This is a genomic window from Mycobacterium sp. NGS16 (assembly GCF_059813225.1).
Map to the genome: position 1 here is coordinate 312,699 of NZ_JCALEE010000004.1, position 13,512 is coordinate 326,210.

At 65.7% G+C, this 13,512-nt stretch carries 15 protein-coding genes; 4 read left to right on the forward strand and 11 right to left on the reverse strand.

Translation table 11 applies throughout. The annotated features are described in order from the left end of the window. Positions 1-21 precede the first annotated feature (21 nt). The 11 genes from AC5Y4Q_RS13210 to AC5Y4Q_RS13260 form a co-directional block, all read right to left on the reverse strand. Entirely contained in the window at positions 22-1,392 is a 1,371-nt protein-coding gene (locus AC5Y4Q_RS13210; protein WP_082952458.1) for a glycosyltransferase family 4 protein, read from the reverse strand. After that, complete coding sequence (locus AC5Y4Q_RS13215; protein WP_499959238.1) at positions 1,389-2,351, reverse strand: GDP-L-fucose synthase family protein; 963 nt, start codon at positions 2,349-2,351, stop codon at positions 1,389-1,391. Before AC5Y4Q_RS13215 ends, AC5Y4Q_RS13210 begins: the two co-directional genes overlap by 4 nt. Positions 2,352-2,359: 8 nt before the next feature. Continuing rightward, positions 2,360-3,382, reverse strand: coding sequence for a GDP-mannose 4,6-dehydratase (gene gmd / locus AC5Y4Q_RS13220; protein ID WP_064920083.1), 1,023 nt, complete (start codon positions 3,380-3,382; stop codon positions 2,360-2,362). Positions 3,383-3,439: 57 nt separating this feature from the next. Beyond that, positions 3,440-4,171, reverse strand: coding sequence for a transaldolase (locus AC5Y4Q_RS13225; protein ID WP_064920084.1), 732 nt, complete (start codon positions 4,169-4,171; stop codon positions 3,440-3,442). Beyond that, on the reverse strand, positions 4,152-4,757 hold the full coding sequence (locus AC5Y4Q_RS13230; protein ID WP_125225552.1) for a D-glycero-alpha-D-manno-heptose-1,7-bisphosphate 7-phosphatase: 606 nt from the start codon (positions 4,755-4,757) through the stop codon (positions 4,152-4,154). The genes AC5Y4Q_RS13225 and AC5Y4Q_RS13230 overlap by 20 nt, the downstream gene beginning before the upstream one ends. Further along, on the reverse strand, positions 4,754-5,365 hold the full coding sequence (locus AC5Y4Q_RS13235; RefSeq protein WP_125225551.1) for an SIS domain-containing protein: 612 nt from the start codon (positions 5,363-5,365) through the stop codon (positions 4,754-4,756). Before AC5Y4Q_RS13235 ends, AC5Y4Q_RS13230 begins: the two co-directional genes overlap by 4 nt. Positions 5,366-5,445: 80 nt before the next feature. Beyond that, a complete protein-coding gene (locus AC5Y4Q_RS13240; protein ID WP_064920087.1) occupies positions 5,446-6,966 on the reverse strand; it encodes a sugar transferase in 1,521 nt (506 codons plus the stop codon). Between the two features lie 30 nt (positions 6,967-6,996). Beyond that, entirely contained in the window at positions 6,997-7,281 is a 285-nt protein-coding gene (locus AC5Y4Q_RS13245; RefSeq protein ID WP_064920088.1) for a WXG100 family type VII secretion target, read from the reverse strand. A gap of 16 nt (positions 7,282-7,297) precedes the next feature. Next, complete coding sequence (locus AC5Y4Q_RS13250) at positions 7,298-7,594, reverse strand: WXG100 family type VII secretion target (RefSeq protein ID WP_064920089.1); 297 nt, start codon at positions 7,592-7,594, stop codon at positions 7,298-7,300. A gap of 53 nt (positions 7,595-7,647) precedes the next feature. Beyond that, positions 7,648-9,114 (reverse strand): PPE family protein, encoded by a 1,467-nt coding sequence (locus tag AC5Y4Q_RS13255; protein WP_064920090.1) that lies wholly within the window; start codon positions 9,112-9,114, stop codon positions 7,648-7,650. Positions 9,115-9,133: 19 nt separating this feature from the next. Next, the gene (locus AC5Y4Q_RS13260; protein WP_125225110.1) at positions 9,134-9,433 is read right to left on the reverse strand and encodes a PE family protein; all 300 of its coding nucleotides are present in this window, start codon (positions 9,431-9,433) and stop codon (positions 9,134-9,136) included. Between the two features lie 450 nt (positions 9,434-9,883). On the opposite strand from AC5Y4Q_RS13260, the gene glmU reads away from it, so the two are divergent. From glmU to AC5Y4Q_RS13280, 4 genes are all read left to right on the forward strand, one after another. Beyond that, on the forward strand, positions 9,884-11,392 hold the full coding sequence (gene glmU, locus AC5Y4Q_RS13265) for a bifunctional UDP-N-acetylglucosamine diphosphorylase/glucosamine-1-phosphate N-acetyltransferase GlmU (RefSeq protein ID WP_064920092.1): 1,509 nt from the start codon (positions 9,884-9,886) through the stop codon (positions 11,390-11,392). A 109-nt stretch (positions 11,393-11,501) separates the two neighbouring features. After that, positions 11,502-12,482, forward strand: a complete 981-nt coding sequence (locus AC5Y4Q_RS13270) for a ribose-phosphate diphosphokinase (RefSeq protein ID WP_064920093.1) — start codon at positions 11,502-11,504, stop codon at positions 12,480-12,482. Next, the gene (gene arsC, locus AC5Y4Q_RS13275; protein ID WP_064920094.1) at positions 12,483-12,827 is read left to right on the forward strand and encodes an arsenate reductase (glutaredoxin); all 345 of its coding nucleotides are present in this window, start codon (positions 12,483-12,485) and stop codon (positions 12,825-12,827) included. After that, entirely contained in the window at positions 12,827-13,486 is a 660-nt protein-coding gene (locus AC5Y4Q_RS13280) for an LpqN/LpqT family lipoprotein (protein WP_234786477.1), read from the forward strand. Before arsC ends, AC5Y4Q_RS13280 begins: the two co-directional genes overlap by 1 nt. Positions 13,487-13,512: the final 26 nt, after the last annotated feature.

Here is a 13,512-nt window from a genome sequence, read left to right on the forward strand (position 1 = left end):
TTCAGCGTGAATGCCTTTGCGTCAATGCCGACTTGGGCTTCCCGACGGCTGTTCGAAGCGACGCGTCACCGGATTGCGCTCAACCCCCCACGCCGGTAATACCGTCTGCCGGCGCACGGGTCGCGTCATGGGAAGGGGGGCGTCGCTGCGGCGAGCCGGCGCCGCCGCGCGCGGACCTTCGGTCAACCGGTGGCACCAAGCTTCGTAAGCGTCCAGCGCTCGTTCCCGACCCAGCAGACGCTGAGCGTAGCGCTGGCCGCAGAGACCAAGCCCTACCCCGACTTCCACGCTGTCAGCCAAACGAACAGCGGTATCGAGCAGCACCGCCGGATCGCCGGCCGAGATCACGACGCCCGCCCCCGAGTCCCGGACCTCGGCAGCGGTCACACCGTTGGCGTCGGTTGCCGCCAGGACCGGCCGGCCCGCGGAGAAGTAGGACGTCAACTTGCTCGGTACAGCCATCTGACCCACGCCCGGACGTTCGTTGACCAAGAGAACATCGGCGCACGACAACAGCTGACGATATTCATCAGCCGGTAACGGGTCCTTGAATTCAAGCCGCTGCACATCTTTGGCCGACTGTTGCAGAAGCTTGCGCTGGTTGCCGTCGCCCAACAGCACGAACCGGATGTCAACCCCGCGTTCGTCGGCCAATCGGGCCGCCGCGACCACGTTTTCCAGGCCTTGCTTCAAACCCATGTTCCCGCTGTGCAAAACGATGCGTTCCCGCGGCTGCCAACCGTGCCTCCGGCGCACCTCCGCCGGGTTCACCGCCTGTGCTGATCCGATGTGCACCCAGTTCCGTATGACGGCGATACGCCTCGGTCGCACACCCATCCTGATCGCCGCGTCCGCGAAACGGTCGTGGACGACGGCCGCGCCCGTTGCGTGGTTGAGGACAGCAGCTTCAAACCGCACCGCCAGCGCAGCCATCCGGGCGGGCATGGCACCGGTCTCGACCACGCCCATTCCGTAGAGGTCTTGGACGATAAGTCCCACCGGGATGTTGGCCGTCCTCGACCGGGCGATGACCATCGCGCTCGCGATCAGTGACGGACTCACGGTGAGAACGAGTTCCGGTTTGTTCCAGCCCGCCGACACCGCCCGCACACCGAAGGTGGCTTCCAACTTCAGCCGGTTGCGCAGTGTCGATTCGGCGGGAACGTAGTGCGCGAAACGCCGCACGACAACGCCGTCCATTGCTTTCACGGTTCCGGACAGGCCGCGGTACGCCGGGTTGACGCGCCACTGGGGATAATGCGGCAGTCCGGTGAGAACCTCGACGTCATGCCCACGCGCCGCCAGGCCGACAGCCATACCGGTCGTGTACGGAGCGATACCGGACTCCTCCGGCTCGTAATTGATACTGGCAATACAGATGCGCATGGTCATCTCCTCGCCATGTCGGCGTTTTCGCGGTACCACGCCACGGTTGCCCGGATCCCCTCACGCAGCCGGATTTCCGGTCGCCACCCGGCGTCGGTCAGCACAGAGACGTCCAACCGTTTGCACTGCATCCCGTCCGGCTTGCTGGTGTCCCACCGGGTTTGACCGCCATAGCCCACCGCGTCGGCGACGACGGCGGCGATCTCGGCGATGGTGTGGTCGACGCCGGTGCCCACATTGACGTGGTTGGGGCCGTCGAAGTGTTCCAGCAGGTACAGGCACGCACTCGCCAGGTCGTCGGCATGCAGCAGCTCCCGCCGTGGGTTTCCGCTGCCCCAGTTCGTCACCTCCGGAGCACCACTGGCTCGGGCTTCTTCATACCGGCGAATGAGGGCCGGCACCAGATGTGAGCTGACGCGGGAGAAGTTGTCGCCGGGGCCATAGAGGTTGGTCGGCATCGCCGAGATCCACGACAGGCCGTATTGACGTCTGACGGCCTGCACCTGAAGGATTCCGGCGATCTTGGCGATTGCGTAGGCGTCGTTGGTCGGCTCCAGGGGCCCGGTGAGCAGCGCGCTCTCGGTGATGGGCTGCCGGGTGTGTTTCGGGTAGATGCAGGAGGAGCCGAGAAACAGCAGGCGCGGCACCCGCGCGGCGACTGCTGCGTCGAGCAGGTTGAGCTGGATCTGCAGGTTCTCCGATAGGAAGTCGGCGGGATAGGTGTTGTTCGCCATGATGCCACCGACTTTGGCCGCGGCGGCGATGACGAGTTGAGGCTTTGACCCGACGATGAAGTCAAATGTCGCGGCCCGATTCGTCAGGTCGAGTTCGTCGTGCGATCGCAGGACAATGTTGGTGAATCCCGCTTTTTGGAACCTGCGCAACAGGGCGGAGCCCGCCAGCCCACGGTGCCCGGCGATGTAAACCGGGGAAGCACGGTCGAGGGGACGCGGTGATGTACTCATTGGGCTGCTCATGTCCGCAGGGCGAGCGTAGGCTTGTCAATCCATGGCTGGCCCGCGCACTCCAGGGCGGCAATGTCGGCATCCACCATGATCTGTGCCAGCTCGGCGGTGTGTGTGGAGGCCGTCCACCCCAGCGTTTTCGCCGCCTTGGTGGGGTCACCGATCAGCGAATCCACCTCGCTGGGCCGCAGGTAGCGTTCGTCGAATCTGACGTGCTTCTGCCAATCGAGTCCGGCGTAGTCGAATGCGGCCTGAATGAAATCGCTTACGCTGTAGCCGAACCCGGTGGCGAGAACGTAGTCGTCGGGGGTGGGGGCCTGCAGCATCCGCCACATTCCTTCGACATATTCCGGGGCGTACCCCCAGTCACGAACAGCGGAGAGGTTGCCCATGTAGAGGTGGGACTGTATGCCGGCTTTGATGCACGCGGCGGCTCGGGTGATCTTGCGGGTCACGAAGGTCTCGCCGCGCCGGGGTGACTCGTGGTTGAACAAGATGCCGTTGACTGCGAACAGGCCGTACGCTTCCCGGTAGTTGCGGGTCACCCAGTACGAGTACACCTTTGCTGCGCCGTATGGTGACCGCGGATAGAAGGGGGTTTCCTCGTTCTGTGGTGGCGGCGATGCGCCGAACATCTCCGATGAGGACGCCTGGTAGAAGCGGCATCCCACTTTCGAAATGCGGACGGCTTCCAGTAGTCGCATGGACCCCATACCCGTGGTGTCGCCGGTGTGCACCGGTTCGTCGAAGCTGACTCGCACGTGGGACTGCGCCGCGAGGTTGTACACCTCGTCCGGCTCGATGGTGGTCAGCAAGGTCACCAGGCGGGCACCGTCGGTGAGATCGCTGTAGTGCAAGAACAGCCTTGCGCCAGGCTCGTGCGGATCCACGTAGAGGTGGTCGATCCGCGACGTGTTGAGCGTCGAGGACCGACGGACGAGCCCGTGGACTTCGTAACCTTTGCTCAACAGCAATTCGGCGAGATAGGAGCCGTCTTGACCGGTGATCCCGGTGATCAGCGCTCGCTTCACGGGATTGCCACCTCCTTCGCGCGCCGGATATTCGAGGTCTCCGAGGGGGGCGGGGCCTCAGATGTAGACATCGCTGTGCGTCCGCAGCGAGAACCCGGCCTGTTGGGCGTCGTTGTAGAACATCTGGACCGTTTCCAGGGACAGCTGCGCCAGGTCCTTGCCGAGCATCGGCAGCTTCTTGAGGATGTCGGGCGTCACGGTGATGACGTGGCAACCCATCTGGTCGGCCTGAACGAGATTGAGCAGCTCACGCGGACTCGCCCACAGCAGCTTCGCTTTAGGCCGGTGCTTGAGGATCTGCAATGCCTCCTTCATCAGCGGCACCGGGTCCACGCCGGTGTCCGCGATGCGCCCGGCGAAGACGGACACGATGGCCGGCACGTCCGGGTGCAGCTCGCCGGCGATCTCCCACACCTGGTCTACGGTCAACAGCGCAGTCACGTTCAGCTTGATGTGGTCCATCGCCAAGGTGCGGATGAGCCCGGCCGCGGAGACGCCTGCTGTATTGGTGACAGGGATCTTGACGTAAACGTTGGGCCCCCACGAGGCGATGGAACGCGCTTGCCGGTCCATCTCATCGAAATCGTCGGAGAACACCTCGAAGGAGATCGGCAGGTGCTTGATGTGTGCCAGCACATTTGACGCGAAGGCTTCGTAGTCCGTCACACCGGCCTTGCGCATCAGCGTCGGGTTGGTCGTGAAGCCTTTGATGTAGGGCTGCTCGAGCGCGGCCAGCATCTCGTTCACATCGGCGCCATCAGCGTAGATGTCAATCGTCAGTGGGGCCATTGTCCCCACCCCCCTTCCAATGGATGATCAGGTCCACAGCTTGTGACAATGCGGACACGGTGATGTCGGGCCGTGAACAACCTCGCTTCGCAGCCGAATGAGCGTTCATCACAAGCGCGGTCTTGCAGCCGACACTGCGGCCGCATTCCACGTCGGTGTCCTGATCCCCCACCATCCACGACGCGGCCAAATCGACGCCGCGCTCGCGGGCGGCCTTCAGCAGAAAGTATGGCATTGGCTTGCGGCACAGGCAGTTTCCCGAATACCCCGGTACAATTCCGTGCGGGTGGTGGTAGCAGTAGAAGTACTCGCCGAAGGCGATTCCGTTCGCGCTCAGCGATCCCTCCAGCCGGCGGTGGACGCCCTGGATGTTCTCTAGTGTGGTCTTACCCTTGGCATAGCTGGGCTGGTTCGACACCACGAACAGCGCGAATCCGGCGCCCGCCAAACGTCGCAGCGCCGGAATAACGCCGTCGATCATGACCAGGTCCTCTGGAGCGTGCGGGGACTCGTACTCGCCCGTTTTCGGGTTGAAGATCAACTCGTTCAACACTCCGTCGCGGTCCAGGAAGACGGCCGCGGTCATCTGGTCGACTCCCACTTCATTTCGTAGGCCTTCATGCCCGGGTGGGAGACGATCAGGTGCCAGACCACCGCTTGCCAGGACTCGGCATGAGGCGTCACGGTTTCGGGGCTCATGGTGGGGATAACCAGGCAGGCGTCGGCCTGCTGCGCGGTGTATCCACCGTCGCGGCCCACGATGCCCAGGACTGTTGCGCCGGTTTCTTTGGCGTGCCGCACCGCGTGGACGATGTTGCCGCTGATGTTCTTTTCCAGATCGCCGCCACCGACGGAGAACACCAATACCGCGTCGCCGGCGCCAAGGCGGCTGCCCTTCAGCCAATTGACGAAGCAGCTGTCCCAGCCGTCGTCGTTGACCCGAGCGGTCAACTCCGACACGTTGTCGGTGGGTGCATAGGCTTCCATGCCGCAGATCTTGCGAAAGTCATTGACTGCATGTCCGGCGTTACCGGCGCTGCCGCCCACGCCCAGGATGAACAACCGTCCCCTGCCTTCCCGGACGCCGCGCAGCAACTCGATCATCTGGTCGATCTTGGCCGGATCAACCAGTGCGGCAATCTTGTTCACCTCCTCCAGATACTGGGTGGTGTAGGCGGAAGCGACGGTACTCATGATCGGCGCGCCTTAGCCTGGCGAAGAGCACGGTTACGGTTCACCTGACACCTCGATTCCTTGTGTTTCCAATGCGGTGCTCAATATGCGCCCGACGCACGGCCGATCGCGCTGACGGTCTTCACAGCGATCACCAGATCGCTGAGCATCGACCAGTTCTCCACGTAGGAAAGGTCCAACCGCACCGAATCCTCCCAAGACAGGTCGGATCGACCGCTTATCTGCCACAGTCCGGTGATGCCCGGACGCACCAGAAGCCGGCGACGAACCCGCTGGTCGTAGGTGGCGACCTCGCGGGGCAACGGCGGCCGGGGGCCGACTACGCTCATCTCTCCCCGCAGCACGTTGATGAACTGCGGGAGTTCGTCGATGCTGTACCGGCGCAGGACCCTGCCTACCCGGGTGACTCTGGGATCGTTACGGATTTTGAACAGCACGCCGCCCACGCTGTCGTTGAGGTCGACCAACTGCGCCAGCTGGCGGTCTGCATCGACAACCATGGTGCGGAACTTGATCATTCGGAATGGCAAACCGTCCAGACCGGTCCGCTCGGAAAGATAGAAGACCGGCCCGGGGCTGGTCACCTTCACGGCCACGGCGGCAACGATCAGGATCGGCCCGGCGGCAAGCAGCGCCAGCAGAGCGAAGCACACGTCGAATAGGCGCTTCTGAAATCGCTTGGCGCCCTGGTACTGCGGCTTGTCGACGTGGATCAGCGGGAGGTCGGCCACGGGGCGCACCGTCAGTCGTGGGCCGGCCACATCGACGATCCCCGGCGAGACGACCAGGTCGACGTCGAGCTTCTCCAATTGCCACGACAGGTCGCGGATCCCGTCCGGCCCCAGCACTGCCGCCGAGGTCAACGCGACGGTGTCAGCCTGCGACGCCGCGATCGCGTGGCGGATGTCGTCTTCGTAGGGAAACACCCGCAGCCGCCCGAGATCCGGGACGACGAGTTCACCGCCTTGCGGGCCGCCGGGTGTACAAACCCCGACCACGGCGTAGCCATCGGCCGGATGCCGCGTCAGCGACCGTGCGAGGGCGGTGACCGATCGAAGCTCTCCGACCGCGAGCACGGCAGTCAGGAAGCGCCCGCGGCGACGCTGCGCCGACACGTACGCGCGGGCCAGCCGGCGGTTGACGGACAGCGCGACAAAACCGAGCGGAAACGCGATCGCCAGATAACCGCGGGCAATGTCCAGCTTGAACAGGGTGGAGACGACGGCGAGGACTCCGAAAACCGACAAGGTGGCCGTCCACACCCGGCGGAACTCCTCGGGCCCGGCTCCGATCACTTGCGGCGCACGGGTGTGATAGATCGCCAGACCCACAGCCCACGCGAAGACGATCAGTACCGAGACCCCCGAGTAAGCCACGGAACCGTAGCCCGCCCACAAACTCCCGCTCGTCACCGTTCCGAACCGCACGATCTGTGCCAGCGCTACGACGCCGCTCAACACGCTGACGTCAGAAGCCAGAAGCCAATCGGCGTAACGATGTTGCCACCGCGCACGAAGGGACCTCGGCGTCGCAGGCAGCGTCGCAATCGGGTCGGAGACCGCTACCGGTGCCGAGCGGAGTGCGGTTACCTGAGCGGTCATGGCATGCCTGCGCTTCCACCGGTGATGCTCTCAGGCCCAGCTGGACCCGACGGCGGAGTCGGTGGCGGCCATGTTGTTGCCTGCCGTCTGCACCTTTTGGCCGTGGGCGTTGGCCTGCTCGTAGATCACCTGGAAGTTGCGCCCGAGCTGGGTGATGAACTCCTGGCAAGCCACCGAACCCGCACCGCCCCAGAAATCCCCGGCCGCCAATACATCATGGATGATTGCTTGGTGTTCGGCCTCCAAGGACGCCGCCTGGGCACGAATCAACGCCCCATGGGCATCGACGTCACCGAATTGGTAGTTGATAGACATCGCTCGACGCCCTTTCCTAGCTGCTCAAGATCTGCTGCGAGGCCGCTTCTTGCGTCTCGTAGTGGTTTGCATCGCGAATCAATCCGTCGCGCACGCCGTGCAGCATGGTCACGATGTTGCGAAACGCGGTCTGCATCTGGCCCATGGTGTCGTAAGAGGTGCGCTCGGCGAGCCCTCCCCACCCGACGCCGGAGATGTTGGTCGACGACGCCCACATCCTGCGAGCCTCGTCCTCCACAGTCGCAGCGTGCACATCGAACCGACCCGCCATGTCCCGCATGGCGTTCGGGTCCGTCATAAAACGACTAGGCATTTTCGGTGACCTCCGTGTTGAATACTTGCGCTGGGGCCAAAGGCCTTGGCCCGTTATATGACCGCCGGTTCGTGTCCATTGACCGGCAAATACACGACCGCACACCGGTATCCAGGTGGCGGCTTGCCGTATCCGGCGGGAACCGGAGTTTCGGCGGCCAACGCTTCGACCGGCTCAGCCGGGTACCCCGCGGCCGGTGAACCGCCGAGCACCTTCAGGCGTGGCATGTATTTGGCAGCGACCGGGTCGGTGCCGGCCGCAGCGCCCACGGTTCCGGCCCGTGGTAGCCCGCCGAAGATGAGCGGCGCACCCATGCCGCCCATACCGCCGCCGAATTCGCCAGCCGACAACGCCATCGGGGCTGTGGCGGAAGCCAATGTCCCCACCGGAGCCGCCGCGGCCCAGCCCCAGGTCTGCGGCACCGACAACGCCCCGATCGAGGCCGCTCGACCGATGCCCGCCAAAGTCCCCAGGCTTGCACCGAACCCGGACCCCATCACGCCCCCGGCGGCCGCCGCCCCCATCGCCGCACCTGCCGACGCACCCGCCGATGCGCCCGCTGCGGTCGCCGCGTCCGCTAGTGAGGCCAAAGAGGGCAGTCCCCCAGCGCCCGCAGCGCCGGTTAGGGAGGCCAGGGCTGCCGGATTCATCATCGGGCCCAACGCCTGAACCGCCATAAACAGGCCGAAAAACCCTGGCAGGTAAGCATACTCGGAGAACAGCGTGCCCATGATGCTTCCCGCGTCAAGCCCGCCGAAGGGCGAGGTCACGGTCGAGGCCGTGGTCGACGCAGTAGACCCGCCCGAACCCAACGCATTCGCCAACTGGGTCAGCAGCCCCGACAACCCCGAGCCGGACGACGCCGTGGACGCTGCAGGAGATGCGAGGCTTTGCAGCGTGGTGGGCACCAGTTGGGACAGCGTCCCCTGTGCGGTACCGGCAGAGACACCGGCGGCCTGGGCGACCGAGGCGCTTTGCAGGCCCGGCCCCGCCGGGTTGGCCGGCGACGGCGGTGAGGTGAACGTCGTCAACCTCGTAGCGGCAGCTGAGCTTCCGGCGTAGCCGTACATCGCCGCGGCATCCTGCGCCCACATCTCGGCATACTGGGCTTCAGTGGCCGCGATCGCCGGCGTGTTCTGGCCGAAGAAATTCGTTGCGACCAGCGCCATCAGCAACGCCCGGTTGGCCGCGATCACCGGCGGTGGCACCGTCATCGCGAACGCCGCCGCATGGGCTGCTGCGGCCGCCTTTGCCTGAGTGGCCGCCTCTTCGGCCTGCAGGGAAGTGGCGTTCATCCATGTGACATACGGCGCGGTCGCCGCCGCCATCGCCATCGCTGACGGACCCAGCCATTGCCCGTCGGTCAACTCCGAGACCATTGATCCGTAAGCCGAGCCGGCCGACTGCAATTCGACGGCCAAACCATCCCAAGCCGACGCGGCGGCCAGCATCGATCCCGACCCCGGTCCGGCATACATGCGCGCGGAATTGAACTCCGGCGGGAACGCTCCGTAATCCATGGCTGGGCCTCGCGCATGCTTAGGTCGACGCGGCCGCGTTGGCCGCCTCGGTGAGGGCATAGGAATCGGCGCTGATACCCAGTGTGTGCACGAGCATTTCGTGGATCGCTGCGGCCTGGGCACTGACCGCCTGGTACATCTCCGCGTGTGCAGCGAACTGAGCGGCCGTCAGCGCCGATACCTCGTCGGCGGCCGCGGGCACCACCCCGGTCGTGGGTGCGGCTGCGGCGGCATTTTCGGCCCTCATCGCCGAGCCGACGTTCTGCAAGTTGCCGGCCGCGAACGCCAGCGCCTCCGGCTGTGTGGTCACAAACGACATGTGCTTCTCCTAACGGTTCCTAACGGTTCTGCCGTTGCACGCCTTTGTGTTGCGCAGGACAAAATCTCAAGAAGCTGGTTCAGTGAGCGGGCAGGAACGCGCACACGGCGGGTACCTGGCCGCCTTGAGCGTCTGCCGCGGCCCGGGCAAGCAGGGGCGTCTCCCCGCGTGGTCGCCAGGTCCGCGTAAACAGCGCATTGGCCATGGATGATTTCTAGACCCGACAGCGCCGAGGCGCTAGGGTACTCGGCTACGCTAATGACTCCGGAGCGGTACTCGACCAACGCGGTAGCACTACTCGGCCCAGTCGATCCGCCACCTCTGTCGCTGAGCACGACAGGTGCGGCGACGACTTTGCTACGACGGTACGGCGATGAAACGCTTAGCGAGGTGGCGCCGTACCAACGCGCACCGCAATCATGCATAGTCGCGGCGAAGAGGTGGGGCTCGATGGAATCACACGACGACACCGTGGTCCTGGTGCTGGCCGCCGGCGCCGGCACGCGGATGGTCTCCGATACCCCCAAGGTGCTGCACACCCTCGGCGGGCGCAGCATGCTGTCGCACTGCCTGCGTGCAGCCGCCGGGATCAGTCCCCGCCACCTGGTGGTGGTGCTGGGCCACGCCCACGAACGCATCGCCGGTACGGTCGCCGAGCTGGCGCAGGCCCTGGATTGCCGCATCGACATCGCCCGGCAAGACCAGCAGCTGGGCACCGGGCACGCGGTGCTGTGCGGCCTGTCGGCCCTGCCGCAAGACTTCGCCGGCACCGTCGTCGTCACCTCCGGTGACATTCCGTTGCTGGACAGCGCCACGTTGGCGGCGCTGGTGGACAGCCACCGCAGCGCCCCGGCCGCGGTCACGGTGCTGACCACGACGCTGGCCGACCCCACGGGTTACGGGCGCATCCTGCGGGAGCGCGACGGCGCGGAGAACCCCGTGACCGCGATCGTCGAACAGGCCGACGCCACCGAATCCCAGCGCGAGATCCGCGAGGTCAACGCCGGGGTGTACGCGTTCGACATCACCGCACTGCGCTCAGCGCTGGGCCGGCTCGGCTCGGACAACGCCCAGCATGAGCTGTACCTGACCGACGTGATCGGCATCGTGCGCGGCGACGGCCAGGCGGTGCACGCCCGTCACGTCGACGACGCCGCCTTGGTGGCCGGGGTCAACGACCGGGTGCAGCTGGCCGAGTTGGCCGCCGAACTCAACCGCCGGCTGATCGCCGCCCATCAGCGGGCCGGTGTCACGATCCTCGACCCCGCCACCACCTGGATCGACATGGACGTGACCATCGGGCGCGACACCACCGTCGCACCCGGAACCCAGCTGCTGGGCAATACCCGCATCGGCACGCACTGCGCAATCGGGCCGGACAGCACGCTGACCGACGTCACGGTGGGCGACGGCGCCTCGGTGATCCGCAGCCACGCCGCCTCGTCGTCGATCGGGGCTGGGGCGACGGTCGGCCCGTTCAGCTATCTGCGGCCCGGCACCGCGCTGGGCGCCGACGCCAAACTGGGCGCGTTCGTCGAGACCAAGAACTCCACCATCGGCACCGGGACCAAGGTCCCGCACCTGACCTACGTCGGCGACGCCGACATCGGCGAGCACTCCAACATCGGCGCCTCCAGTGTCTTCGTCAACTACGACGGCCAGACCAAGCGGCGGACCAGGGTCGGCTCGCACGTGCGCACCGGCTCGGACACCATGTTCGTGGCGCCGGTCACCATCGGCGACGGCGCCTACACCGGCGCCGGGACCGTGGTGCGCGACGATGTGCCGCCGGGTGCGCTGGCGGTGTCGGCCGGCCCGCAGCGCAATATCGAGAACTGGGTACAGCACAAGCGGCCCGGCAGCCCGGCCGCCGCGGCGGCCGAGAAAGCCCAGGCGGCCGGTGGTCCCGGCGCAGCTCAGCCGCTGGAACCGCCGGACGAACCCGGCGAACCATCGTGAGGTTGGTCGCGTTGAGGCAGCCCGAGGCGAAATCACACGTCGGGCTACGTACCATAAGGCCCGAGTTAACTCGACCATTTTCCAAAATCTCCGACGGCGGGGGCAGCACGTGAGCCACGAGTGGACAGACAACCGCAAAAACCTGATGCTCTTCGCTGGTCGCTCGCACCCGGAGTTGGCTGATCAGGTCGCCAAAGAACTGGACGTCCCGGTCACCGCGCAGACCGCCCGTGACTTTGCCAACGGCGAGATCTTCGTGCGTTTCGAGGAGTCGGTACGCGGCTGCGATGCCTTCGTGCTGCAGTCGCATCCGGCGCCGCTGAACCAGTGGCTGATGGAACAGCTGATCATGATCGACGCGCTCAAGCGAGGCAGCGCCAAGCGGATCACCGCGATCCTGCCCTTCTACCCCTACGCTCGCCAGGACAAGAAACACCGTGGCCGCGAGCCGATTTCGGCTCGCCTGGTGGCCGACCTGCTCAAGACGGCCGGCGCTGACCGGATCGTCACGGTGGACTTGCACACTGACCAGATCCAGGGGTTCTTCGACGGCCCGGTCGATCACATGCGCGCCCAGCCGCTGCTGATCGGCTATATCAAGGAAAACTACGGCAACTCCGACGTCGTGGTGGTCTCCCCCGACTCCGGCCGGGTGCGCATCGCCGAGAAGTGGGCGGACTCCCTGGGCGGGGTGCCGCTGGCCTTCATTCACAAGACCCGCGACCCGCTGGTGCCCAACCAGGTGAAGTCCAACCGTGTCGTCGGTGAAGTGCAGGGCAAGACCTGCGTGCTGATCGACGACATGATCGACACCGGCGGCACCATCGCGGCGGCGGTGAACCTGCTGCGTGAGGACGGCGCCAAGGACGTCGTCATCGCCGCCACCCACGGGGTGTTGAGCGACCCGGCGGCCGAGCGACTGGCGGCCTCCGGCGCCTGCGAGGTGATCGTCACCAACACCTTGCCGATCACCGAGGACAAGGTGTTCCCGCAGCTGACCGTGCTCTCGATCGCCCCGCTGCTGGCCAGCACTATCCGGGCGGTATTCGAAAACGGCTCGGTCACTGGACTTTTCGACGGAGACGCCTAAATGACCGACGGGACCATCTACCACAACCCGCGCTGCTCCACCTCCCGCAAGACGCTGGAACTGCTGCGCGACAACGGTATCGAGCCGACGATCGTGGAGTACCTGAAGACCCCGCCGTCGCGCGCGGAGCTGGCGGAGATGATCCGCGCTGCAGGCATTGGTGTGCGCGACGCGGTGCGCACCGGCGAGGCGGTGTATGCCGAACTGAACCTGGCTGACGCTTCTGACGACGAGCTGCTCGACGCGATGGCCGCCCATCCCATTCTGATCCAGCGGCCGTTCGTCGTCACCGACAACGGAACCCGGCTGGCTCGCCCGATAGACGCGGTCCGCGAGATCCTGTGATCCGCCGGTGGGCCCTGGCGTGCACCGCGGCGCTGGCGTGCACGGCACTGGCGGGTGCGGCGACCGGATGCGGCACCAAAACACCTGACTACCAGTCGATCTGGGCCAACGGCAGCACCGCCACCACATCGGAGGAGCCGCAGGCCCCGGTGACGGTGGGACGTTATCTGGAAGATCAGGGGGTGGCCGCCGAGGCGGTGGCGCCCAACGCCCCGACCGACCTGACCGTGTCGATTCCGACACCACCGGGCTGGACGAAAAAGGAGAGTCCGACGTTGCCGCCGACCACACTGGTTATCGGCAAAGGCGAGAAGTTTCCGCGGGCGATTTTGAGCGTGGTCAAGCTCACCGGGAACTTCGATTCACACGAGGCCATCAAGCATGGGGTGGTCGACGCCCAACTCTCACCGAACTTCCGGCTGCTGGACGCCTCCAACGAGGACTACCAGGGCTTTCCGTCGTCGATGGTGCAGGGCACCTACGACATGAACGGTCAGCGGCTGCACAGCTGGTTCCGGATGGTCATCGCCACCGGGTCGGCGCCGGCCGACCAACGCTACCTGGTGCAGCTGGCGGTCACCGGTCTCAATGACGAGGCGCCCAAACAGGCCGCCGACGTCGAGGCGATCATGAACGGATTCACCGTCGCGGCCAAGTGATCCCGCACCGGCGCCGGGTCTTGCTA